Below are 10,133 nucleotides of genomic sequence, written 5' to 3' on the forward strand. Positions count from 1 at the left end.
CTCCTCGTGGTCGGCGATCCCCAGCGTCGCCCGCACGGTGTCCTCGACCCGCCACACGACGAGGACGACGACCCGCAGCGCCGTGCCGTTCGCGTCCACCGCGGGCAGCGGTTCGCTGCGCCAGTGCCGCAGCCGCACGTCGACCCGGCGGCGCAGCAGCAGCGGGCTGACCCACATCAGCCCGGTGCGCCGCACGCTGCCGCGGTACTGGCCGAAGATCGTGAGCACCCAGGCGTACCCGACCCGGCCTCGGTGCCTGGGTGGCGCTCGCGCTGCTGCTGACCACGGTGCTCTTCGCGCTCGGCGGACTGACCCGCGGCCGGGTCGGGTACGCCTGGGTGCTCACGATCTTCGGCCAGTACCGCGGCAGCGTGCGGCGCACCGGGCTGATGTGGGTCAGCCCGCTGCTGCTGCGCCGCCGGGTCGACGTGCGGCTGCGGCACTGGCGCAGCGAACCGCTGCCCGCGGTGGACGCGAACGGCACGGCGCTGCGGGTCGTCGTCCTCGTCGTGTGGCGGGTCGAGGACACCGTGCGGGCGACGCTGGGGATCGCCGACCACGAGGAGTACCTGCGGGCGCAGGTCGAGGCGGCGATGGCGCGGGTCCTCTCCCAGCTGCCCGCCGACGCCTTCCACGAAGACGCCCACACCCTGCGCAACGCCGAAGCCGTCGGTGACGCGCTGACCCGGATGCTCAAGGCGGACTGCGAGCCGGTCGGCATCGATGTGTACTCCGCGCAGCCGACCGGGATCGAGTACGCGCCGGAGGTGGCCGCGGCCATGCAGCGGCGCCGGATCGCGGCCATCGACGCCAAACACCGCGACAGCGTGCTGACTTCGGTGGTGGACGCCGTGGACGACACGGTCAACCGGCTGACCGCGCGAGGGCTCGTGGTGCTCGACGACTACGAACGGAAGTCACTGGTGAAGGACTTGACCGTCGCCTTCTACACCGGACGCGGTGGCGGGGACAGTGCCTGAGGGGGTTCGGCGGGCTCTTGCGAGGCGAACCGGAATCCAACTCCCATTGGTCTGGACATGTTCATGATCCGTCAATAATCTAGGCCTTGGTCTAGACCGCACGACACGCGCGCAGCAGTGCTCATGGAACCTCCCCCACGTATCCGAGGAGCGTCAGCAATGCGTAAGAAGACAGGTGCGGCCCTGGTGGGCCTTGCGGTAGCGGGCGTCTCGATGTTCGCGACCAGCAGCGCCAGCAGCCACGGCTACACCGACAACCCCATCAGCCGTCAGAAGCTCTGTGCCAACGGCACGGTGACCGGCTGCGGCAACATCCAGTGGGAGCCGCAGAGCGTCGAGGGCCCCAAGGGCTTCCCGGCGGCCGGTCCCGCCGACGGCGCGATCTGTTCCGGTGGCCACGGCGAGTTCGCGCAGCTCGACGACCCGCGGGGCGGCAACTGGCCCGCCACCCACGTCACCGCGGGCCAGGGCTTCAGCTTCCGCTGGCAGTTCACCGCCCGGCACGCCACGACGGACTTCCGCTACTACATCACCAAGAACGGCTGGGACCCCACCAAGCCGCTCAAGCGCTCCGACCTGGAGTCGCAGCCGTTCATGACGGTGCCGTACAACAACCAGCAGCCCCCGGCCACGCTGACCCAGCAGGGCACCATCCCCACCCAGAAGACCGGGAAGCACATCATCCTGAGCGTCTGGAACATCGCGGACACGGCCAACGCGTTCTACTCGTGCTCCGATGTTCAGTTCTGACGTGTAGTCAGTTACCGTGCGGCGCCATGAGGAGCGCAGGCACCGTCGCGGAGCTCGTACAGCGCCAATGGGGCGACCACCGGCCCGGACTGAGGTACGAGGACATCGTCCTCAGTCACCACCAGGTCGCCTCGGGCGCTGCCGCACGGGCCGCGCTCCTGGCGGATCTGCTGCCGGCGGGCAGTGAACCGCACCTCGGGGTGCTGCTCGACAACACCCCGGAATTTTCGCTGTGGCTGAGCGCGGCGGCCCTGGCCGGGGCCGCCGTCGCCGGCATCAACCCCACCCGTCGCGGCGCCGAACTGGCCCGCGACATCCTGCACACCGAATGCCGGGTACTGATCACCGAGCGCGCCCATCTGCCGCTGCTCGACGGCCTGGAGCTGCCGGGCGTCCGGGTGCTGGTCACCGACACCGAGGCGTACGCCGGACTGCTCGCCCCCTACGCCGGGGCGGAGCCGGGCGACGCGGTCCTCGGCCGCCCCGGGCCCGGAACCCGGATGCTCCTCTACTTCACCTCGGGCTCCACCGGCGCGCCCAAGGCCGCCGTCTGCACCCAGGGGCGGCTCGCCGCGGCCGGTCAGTCGCTCGTCGACCACTTCGGGGTCCGGCGCGAGGACGTCCACTACATCTGCATGCCGATGTTCCACGGCAACGCGGTGATCGCCGACTGGGCACCCGCACTGGCCGGCGGCGCCGCCGTCGCGCTGCGCCGCCGCTTCTCGGCATCCGGCTTCCTCGCCGACGTACGCGCCCACGGGGCCACGTACTTCACCTATGTCGGCCGCGCCGTGCAGTACCTGCTGGCCACACCCGAGCGCCCCGACGACCGGGAGCACCCGCTGCGCATCGGCTTCGGCACCGAGGCGGGCGCCGTGGACGCGGCCCGTTTCCGGGAGCGGTTCGGGGTGCGGCTGACCGAGGGCTACGGCTCCTCGGAGGGCGGTGCGGCGATCCAGCGGACCCCGGACACCCCGGCGGGCGCGATCGGCCGGGCCTCGGACCGCGACGACCTCGCCGTCGTCGACCCTTCGAGCGGCCGCGAGCGGGTCGCCGCGGTCTTCGGTGAGGGCGGGAAGCTGCTCAACGGCGCCGCCGCGATAGGGGAGCTGGTCAACCGCGGCCGGACCCCGTTCGAGGGCTACTGGCGCAACGAGGAGGCGGACGCCGCCCGGGTGCGCGGCGGCTGGTACTGGACCGGTGACCTCTTCTTCCGCGACCCCGACGGCTTCCTCTACTTCGCGGGCCGGACCGAGGACCGGCTGCGGGTCGACAGCGAGAACCTGGCCGCCGCGATGATCGAGAACATCCTCGCCCGCTGGACGGACGCGGCGGCCGTGGCGGTCTACGCGGTGCCCGACCCGGTCGCGGGGGACCAGGTGATGGCGGCGCTGGCGCTGCGCGACGGGGTCCGGTTCGATCCGGACGCGTTCGCCGCGTTCCTCCGGGACCAGCCCGACCTGGGGACGAAGATGGCGCCCCGGTTCGTACGGATCGTGCGCGCGATGCCGGTGACGGCGACGAACAAGGTGCACCGGGCCGGGCTGCGGCTGGCGGGATTCTGGTCCGGGGCCGCGGTGTGGTGCCGGGACCCGGAAGGCAGGTACGTCCCGTTCGGGGAGGAACAACTGACAGCCCTTACCGGTGAGTTCGAGGAGCACGGGCGCGCCGAGCTGCTGTCATCGGACGCCGGACGGGCGTGGGAGGGCCGCCCGCCGCAGCTGCGTCACGGCGAGGACGGCCCCCGCCAGCAGGATCAGTGACCCCGCGACCGACGCGAACTGCATGCTGTGCACGAAGGCCTCCCGCCCGACCGAGATCAGTGAACCGTCGCCGGTGGACAGCGCTCCGGGCAGCGTCCTGCGGGCCACGTCCGGCGCCGAGTCGGGCATCTCGGCGGTGTAGACCGCGGTCGCCACCGCACCCAGGAGCGCCATCCCCATCGCCCCGCCGAACTCCTGCCCGGTCTCCAGCAGCGAGGCGGCCGAACTCGCCTTCTCCGGCGGGCTGGTGGACAGCGCCAGGTCCGAGACGAGCGCCATCACGGTCACGATGCCGCTGCTCATCACGGCCGAGCCGACGAGCAGCAGCCACAGCGAGTCGGTGCCGGACAGGGCGAGGATCCCGAATCCGGCCGCCGCGATGACGAACCCGGCGCAGACCACGTGGCTGCGCTCGGTCCGCTGGGCGATGGCCGTGGCGGCGGGCGCGGCCGCACCGACCGCCAGTGACGGTGCCAGGCTCCACAGCGAGGCCTCCATCGTGCCCATTCCGAGGACCGACTGGAGGTACTGGGTGGTGAAGAAGGCGGAGCCCATCATCGCGAAGGAGGCCAGCGCGTTCAGGCCGATCCCGGCGGCGAAGCCGCGGGCGCGGAACAGCTCGCGGCTGATCATCGCGTCGCCGCGGGCGCGCTGTCGGCGGACGAAGACCCAGCCGACGGCCAGCCCGGCGAGGATGATCAGCCCGTTGCGCGTGTCCATGCCGTGGGCGGCGCTCTCCTTGACCCCGTAGACGACCGGCAGCACCGCACCCATCGACAGCGGCACGCTGAGGAAGTCGAACCGCCCCGGGGCCGGGTCCTTGAACTCCGGCACCAGCACCGGCACCAGGACCAGCAGCAGCACCATCGCCGGCACATTGATCAGGAAGACCGAACCCCACCAGAAGTGCTCCAGCATGACGCCGCTGAGCACCGAGCCGAGCGCGATCCCGCCCGCCATGGCACCGGACCAGATACCGACGGCCCGGCTGCGCTGCCGCTCGTCGCGGAACATGTTGCGCACCAGGCCCATCGTGGACGGCATCAGCGTCGCACCGCCGATCCCCAGCAGGGCGCGGGCCGCGATGAGCATCTCGGGGCCGGTGGCGTAGGCGGCGCCGACCGAGGCCGCGCTGAAGGCGAAGGCGCCGATCATCAGCAGCCTGCGGCGGCCGATCCGGTCACCGAGCGAGCCCATCGTGATGAGCAGGCCGGACAGGGCGAAGCCGTACACGTCGAAGATCCAGAGCTGCTGGGTGGCGCTGGGTGCGAGGTCCCGGTCGATGGACGGGATCGCGAAGAAGAGGACGGACACGTCCATCGAGACCAGGAGGAGAGGGAGCAGCAGGACCACGAAGGCGGTCCATTCCCTGCGGCCGGCAAGCTCGCCGGGGGCGGTGGCGGTGCTCGTAGGTGTTGTCATGCCAGGAATATACGAGTGTGTAAAACAGTTGTCTAGTACGTATGTGTAAAACGAGCGTGTAAAACTGATGTGTAAGACGTTTGTCTGGCGTCGAGGGCAGCACAAAACACACGAGGCGGTCCCCGTTGAACGGGGACCGCCTCGTGTGGTGTCTGTGCGCCGCCAGGGACTCGAACCCCGGACCCGCTGATTAAGAGTCAGCTGCTCTAACCAACTGAGCTAGCGGCGCGTGCTGACTCGAAAATAATACCTGGTCCTCGGGGGTGCCGATGACACGTGTCCCGACCCCCGCGTCAGGCGCCTCCGGAGCGCTACAGGGCCAGGGACAGCAGCACCGGTGCCGCGCGCCGGTTCAGCGTGTCCGCCGCCTCGCGCAGGCGATGCGCGTCCTCGATCGGCAGCGAGAGCGCCAGGCATCCCGCCGAGGCTCCCGCGGTCAGCGGCACCGCCGCGCACACCGTGCCGACCGCGTACTCCTGGAGGTCGAGCACCGGGACCGTCGCCGGCTGGCTGTCCAGCTTGGAGAAGAGGGCCTGCTCGCTCGTGATGGTCCGCGACGTCAGCCGCGCGGTCTTGTGCCGCGAAATGTGGTCGCGGCGCCCGTTCTGGTCCAGCTGGGTCAGCAGGCACTTGCCGAACGCCGACGCGTGGGCCGCGGACCGGAAGTCCACCCACTCGTTGACCGCCGGGGTGCGCGGACCGTCGGCGAACTGGGTGACCCGGATCTCGCCGTCCACGTACCGGCTGATGTAGATCGCGGCACCGACCGAGTCGCGCAGCTGCGTCAGCGCCTGCTGGAGCCGGGCCTCCACGGCCTGTCTGCGCGCCGCACCGGAGCCGAGCAGCAACAGTGAGGCGCCGGTCACGTACGCGCCGTCGGTGATCTGCTCGACGTACCCCTCACGGCGCAGCATGAGCAGGAGGGAGGCGAGATGCCCCACGGGCAGTCCCGTCTCCCGGGCGATCCGGGCGTCCGTCACACCGTTGCCGTGCTTGGAGACCGTTTCGAGGACACGAAGGGCGTACTGCACCGAATGGAACGGCGTGGTCGGTTCGGGCTTCAACGCCACGGTTTCCCCCTACCAGGTTGTGACCGCAAGCTGTGCCCTCACGATAGCCGCCAAGGGCCTCTTCAGGGGCGGGTGTTGACGACTCGGCGGTGCGCCCCGGCGCTGCGAGCTGGGGCGCACTCGTCTGGCATATGCCAGAGTCATTGGCGATTGAAGGATGCCGAGGTCACAGCACCGCGTTGAGGAATTCGCGTGTACGTTCGTGCTCCGGATCGGAGAAGATCTTTTCCGGCGGTCCCGACTCCACGACCCGACCGGCGTCGAACATCAGTACCTTCTTCGAGACGTCCCGGGCGAAGTTCATCTCGTGGGTCACACAGAGCATGGTGATGTCGGTGTTCCTGGCGATGTCGCCCAGCAGTTCCAGTACGCCCGCCACCAGCTCCGGGTCGAGCGCGGACGTGACCTCGTCCAGGAGCAGGATCTCCGGCTCCATCGCCAGCGCCCGCGCGATCGCGACCCGCTGCTGCTGGCCGCCGGAGAGCTGGGAGGGGTGGGCGTCGGTCTTCGCGGACAGCCCGACCAGATCGAGCAGCTCCCGGGCCCGGGCCTCCGCCTTGTCGCGGTCCATGCCCAGGACGTTGACCGGTGCCTCGGTGATGTTCTGGAGCACCTTCATGTTCGGGAAGAGGTTGAACTGCTGGAAGACCATCCCGATCTTCTTCCGCGCCTCGCGCAGATGCTTCTCGGACGCCGGCTTCAGCGAGCCGTCCGCCCCCCGCATATGGGTCAGCGGGTCGCCGTTGATCCGGATCACGCCGTCGCTGACCTTCTCCAGCGTCATCAGCAGCCGCAGGATCGTGGTCTTGCCCGAGCCGCTGGGCCCGATCAGGGTGACGTGCTCGCCGCGCTCGACCGTGAAGTCCAGCTGGTCGAGGACGACGTGGTCGCCGTACTGCTTGACCACCTTGTCGAAGCGGACCAGCGGGTGCCCGCTGTCCGTGGAGGCGAGGGCCGCCACGACGTCCTCGGGCGCCGTGGCCGCGGTCTTCTGCAGGGGGAGAGGTTCAGTGGCCAAGGCGCTTCTCCAGCTTTCTCATCAACAGCGAGGTCGGGTAGCTCGCGACCAGGAAGAGCACTCCGGCGAGCGTGAACACCTCGGTGTACACGAAGTGCCCGGCCCCGTACTCACGGGCTTTGAAGACCATCTCCTGCACCGTGATCACGGCGAGGAACGGGGTCTCCTTGAACATCAGGATCGCGTAGTTCCCGAGGGCGGGCAGTACGTTGCGCACCGCCTGCGGCAGGATCACCGCCTGCCAGGTCCGCCGGGGCGACATCGACAGGGCCCGGCAGGCCTCCCACTGCCCCTTCGGGACGCTGTCGATCCCGGCGCGGTACACCTCGGAGGTGTACGTGGCGTAGTGGATGCCCAGCACCACGATGCCGATGGTCAGCGGCTCCACCGAGCTGAACACGGCGGCCGCGCCGACCAGTTGGATCAGCAGTGGGGTGGAGCGGATGAACTCCATCACGATCTTCACCGGCACGGTCACCAACCGGCTCGGGGCCCGTCCGGCGACCGCGATCGCCAGCCCGAGCACGGCGGCGACCACCGTGCCCAGCAGGGTGGCCAGCAAGGTGACCTTGAACCCCTGGAGGAGCAGGGGCAGGGCCTCGCCGACGGCGTCCCATTTGAATCCCTCGTTCACCGGGCACCTCCGGCGGCTCCGGCCGTCACGGCGCTGCGGGACTTCAGCAGGCTGCGCCCGCCGGTCTCCAGGCCGAGCCGCCGTTTGGCGGACCGCTCCAGCAGGTTCATCAGCAGGGTCAGCGCGTACGCCAGTACGAAGTAGCAGGCCAGCAGGGTCACATACGCGGTGAGGGTCTCACCCGTACGGCTGCGCAGCTTCTCGACCGCGGTCATCAGGTCGGCCGCCGAGATGAGCCACAGCAGCGGCGTGCACTTCAGCAGCTGGATCAGCAGGTTGGTGAGGGAGGGGAGCATCTGCACCCAGGCCTGCGGAAGGATCACCTTGCGCATCCGGTGCAGCGGCGTCATGTTCAGCGCGATCGTCGCCTCGTACTGGGCGCGCGGCACGGAGTTGATCGCCCCGCGCACCACCTCGGCCCCGTACGCACCGTAGTTGAGGCCGAAGGCGAGGACGCCGCAGAGCAGCGGCGACAGCTCGTACCCCGTGAGCGGCGGCATCGCGTAGTAGAACCAGAACAGCTGGACGTACAGCGAGGTGCCGCGGAAGAACTCCACCACCACGCGCGAGACGCCCCGCGACAGCAGCAGCCGGCTGATCGACATCAGCCCGAGGACGAACGACAGCACCAGGGCCAGCAGTGCGCCCAGGATCGTGGCCTCCAGGGTCACCCACAGACCCGAGCGCAACTGTGGGAGATCGTCCATGAAGGCGGAGAAGAAATCACTCATGCGGTGGGTTCCGTCCCTGTCAGCCCTTGCACAGATCGGCCGTCTTCAGGGTGGCCGGCGGGAGCTCGGTGGCCCCGAAGCCGTAGTCCTGGAGCAGGCTCACATAGCGCGACCTGTCGGAGACGATCTTCTTCAGCTCGCGGTTGAAGGCGTCCCGCAGCTCCTCGTTGCCCTTGCGGAAGACGGCGCCGCCGGGGCTGTACTGCTTCTTCCCGTCGAGCTCCGGCAGGAAGGCGTCGGTGACCTCGGTGCCCGCGTTGGTCTTGGCGAGCCAGCGCAGCGAGATGCCGGTCAGCAGGAACGCGTCGATCCGGCCGCCCTTGACCGCGTCCGCGCCGTCCTGCGGCTTCTGCAGGGTCTTGATCCTGTCCTTGGATATGCCCGCGCCCTTGGCGTACGAGCCCTCGACCGCGCCCGCCATCACACCGATGGTGACCCCGGCCGCCTTCGCGGACGCCAGATCGGTGATCTTCTTCGGGTTGCCCTTCTTCACCATCATCGCGGTCGGTGAGATGAACTCCGGCTCCGAGAAAAGTGCGTTGGCGCAGCGCTCCGGGGTGATCGCCATACCGGCGCTGACCACGTCGTACTTGCTGGCCTGCAGGCCCGGGATCAGCCCGTCCCACTCGGAGAGGGTCGGCCTCAGCTCGTCGACACCCAGCGCCTTGAAGATCTCCCGGTGCAGGGTGGGCGCCTCGCCCTTGAGCTGCTTGCCCTCCATGTACCCGTACGGGGCCTCGTCGGCGTACGCGACCCGGACGAAACCCTGCTTGCGGAGCTTGGCGAGGGCTCCCTCGCCGTCCGCGGAGTCGGCGCCGGTCTTGCTGCAAGCGGTGAGCAGGCCGGGGACGACGAGCAGACCGCCCACGGCCGCCGATCGGTTGAGAAAGCCCCGGCGGGACAGGTTCGGGAAGTCAGCCATGGTTCGCAGTCTCCTGGAAGGTTCGAACAGTCCGGACAGGGTGAACGCTGCCCGATCCCGTACGTCTATGCAGGAAGAGGCCGCATGTAACCGAACGGTGGCCGGAGGGTGACCTTCCCGTGTCTGAAGGTGGGCGGAGCGCGACGCGATGGGTGCGGGGCGTATTTCCTTGCGGGATGGGACGGATGACGGTGTGATATCAGCAGATGTCCGCAATGGGGTGCTGAAGTCGGTATCGAGCGGGCCGGGTTGGGGTCACTCGTCCAGGTCCGTCCCCGGGATGTAGCCGAGCCGCTTGTCCACCACGTTCGGCAACGGCTGCCCGGCCGCCAGCAGTTCGTACATCGCGACGAACTGCTCGCCCAGCCGGTCCCGCCAGCCCGCCGTGTCACCGCTCATGTGCGGAGACACGATCAGATTGGGCACGTCCCAGAGCGGGCTCTGCGGGCCGAGCGGTTCCCGCTCGAACACATCGAGTGCCGCACCCGCGATCCACCTCTTGCGCAGCGCGTCCATGAGGTCACCCTCGACGACCATCGGGCCGCGCCCCACGTTGATGAACCGGGCGGACGGCTGCATCAGCCCGAAGAACCGGGTGTCGAACATCCCGTACGTCCGCGGGGTCAGCGGCGCCGCGCAGATCACCCAGTCGGCCTGCGCCGCCAGCCGGTCCAGATCCCCCGCTCCGTGGATCGTGCGCCGGGCGGTGCGCCCCACCAGCGCCACCTCGACGCCCAGCGCCATCAGCAGCCGGGTGATGGCGCGCCCGACCGGCCCGGCGCCGAGGACCACGGCGCGCGAGCCCGCTACCGGGACGCTCTCGCGGTGGCGCCACCGCCGCCG

Annotated in this window: 9 protein-coding genes, 1 tRNA gene and 2 pseudogenes; 3 read left to right on the forward strand and 9 right to left on the reverse strand. The window is 69.7% G+C overall.

Annotated elements, in window-relative coordinates; translation table 11 throughout:
* Nucleotides 1–252 (reverse strand): annotated as a pseudogene (locus J1C73_RS26980) (SPFH domain-containing protein); the annotation flags it as partial.
* On the opposite strand from J1C73_RS26980, the pseudogene J1C73_RS26985 reads away from it, so the two are divergent.
* The 3 genes and pseudogenes from J1C73_RS26985 to J1C73_RS26995 all read left to right on the forward strand — a co-directional run.
* Nucleotides 246–980, forward strand: a pseudogene (locus J1C73_RS26985) (SPFH domain-containing protein); the annotation flags it as partial. The pseudogenes J1C73_RS26980 and J1C73_RS26985 sit on opposite strands and share 7 nt — an antisense overlap.
* Before the next feature lie 159 nt (nt 981–1,139).
* Complete coding sequence (locus tag J1C73_RS26990) at nt 1,140–1,730, forward strand: lytic polysaccharide monooxygenase auxiliary activity family 9 protein (protein ID WP_123471291.1); 591 nt, start codon at nt 1,140–1,142, stop codon at nt 1,728–1,730.
* Between the two features lie 26 nt (nt 1,731–1,756).
* Nucleotides 1,757–3,493 (forward strand): AMP-binding protein, encoded by a 1,737-nt coding sequence (locus J1C73_RS26995; protein WP_207318676.1) that lies wholly within the window; start codon nt 1,757–1,759, stop codon nt 3,491–3,493.
* Here the strand turns inward: J1C73_RS26995 and J1C73_RS27000 are convergent.
* The 8 genes from J1C73_RS27000 to J1C73_RS27035 all read right to left on the reverse strand — a co-directional run.
* Entirely contained in the window at nt 3,410–4,915 is a 1,506-nt protein-coding gene (locus tag J1C73_RS27000) for an MFS transporter (RefSeq protein WP_207318677.1), read from the reverse strand. The two genes, J1C73_RS26995 and J1C73_RS27000, sit on opposite strands and share 84 nt — an antisense overlap.
* A gap of 155 nt (nt 4,916–5,070) precedes the next feature.
* A tRNA-Lys gene (locus J1C73_RS27005) sits at nt 5,071–5,144 on the reverse strand.
* An 82-nt stretch (nt 5,145–5,226) separates the two neighbouring features.
* On the reverse strand, nt 5,227–5,985 hold the full coding sequence (locus J1C73_RS27010; protein WP_207318678.1) for an IclR family transcriptional regulator: 759 nt from the start codon (nt 5,983–5,985) through the stop codon (nt 5,227–5,229).
* A 166-nt stretch (nt 5,986–6,151) separates the two neighbouring features.
* The gene (gene ehuA, locus J1C73_RS27015) at nt 6,152–7,003 is read right to left on the reverse strand and encodes an ectoine/hydroxyectoine ABC transporter ATP-binding protein EhuA (protein WP_207318679.1); all 852 of its coding nucleotides are present in this window, start codon (nt 7,001–7,003) and stop codon (nt 6,152–6,154) included.
* Complete coding sequence (gene ehuD / locus J1C73_RS27020) at nt 6,993–7,637, reverse strand: ectoine/hydroxyectoine ABC transporter permease subunit EhuD (RefSeq protein ID WP_207318680.1); 645 nt, start codon at nt 7,635–7,637, stop codon at nt 6,993–6,995. Before ehuD ends, ehuA begins: the two co-directional genes overlap by 11 nt.
* Entirely contained in the window at nt 7,634–8,368 is a 735-nt protein-coding gene (ehuC, locus tag J1C73_RS27025; RefSeq protein ID WP_207318681.1) for an ectoine/hydroxyectoine ABC transporter permease subunit EhuC, read from the reverse strand. The genes ehuD and ehuC overlap by 4 nt, the downstream gene beginning before the upstream one ends.
* A 19-nt stretch (nt 8,369–8,387) precedes the next feature.
* Nucleotides 8,388–9,290, reverse strand: coding sequence for an ectoine/hydroxyectoine ABC transporter substrate-binding protein EhuB (gene ehuB, locus J1C73_RS27030; RefSeq protein ID WP_207318682.1), 903 nt, complete (start codon nt 9,288–9,290; stop codon nt 8,388–8,390).
* A 255-nt stretch (nt 9,291–9,545) separates the two neighbouring features.
* Nucleotides 9,546–10,133, reverse strand: a 588-nt coding sequence (locus J1C73_RS27035) for an NAD(P)-dependent oxidoreductase (RefSeq protein ID WP_278186656.1), incomplete at its 5' end; no start/stop codon positions are given.

Source organism: Streptomyces laculatispora, from assembly GCF_017353455.1.
Classification (GTDB): Bacteria; Actinomycetota; Actinomycetes; order Streptomycetales; family Streptomycetaceae; genus Streptomyces; species Streptomyces laculatispora.